This is a genomic window from Stenotrophomonas genospecies 3 (genome assembly GCF_054473855.1).
In genome coordinates this window covers 1-313 of record NZ_JBTMUR010000050.1, presented here as the reverse complement: position 1 = coordinate 313, position 313 = coordinate 1, and the positions used below count along the sequence as shown (strand labels likewise).

Genomic DNA, 313 nt, shown 5'->3' with positions numbered 1-313 from the left:
CGCAGCCGGAACGAAAATGCCGCCCTTGCAGGCGGCATTTTCTGTAGGTGCCGAGCGTTGCTCGGCACACCGATAGCGCTCCCGGTTGCGGCTTTTCCGAACGGCGCCGACCAAGGTCGGCATCTACCGAAAGCCACGCAGCCGGAACGAAAATGCCGCCCTTGCAGGCGGCATTTTCTGTAGGTGCCGAGCGTTGCTCGGCACACCGATAGCGCTCCCGGTTGCGGCTTTTCCGAACGGCGCCGACCAAGGTCGGCATCTACCGAAAGCCACGTAGCCGGAACGAAAATGCCGCCCTTGCAGGCGGCATTTT

At 62.6% G+C, this 313-nt stretch carries 1 protein-coding gene; it reads right to left on the bottom strand.

Annotated elements, in window-relative coordinates; all coding sequences use genetic code 11:
- On the bottom strand, nt 1–259 hold a 259-nt coding region (locus ACX9OT_RS21860), incomplete at its 3' end, for a hypothetical protein (protein ID WP_459003672.1).
- Nucleotides 260–313: the final 54 nt, after the last annotated feature.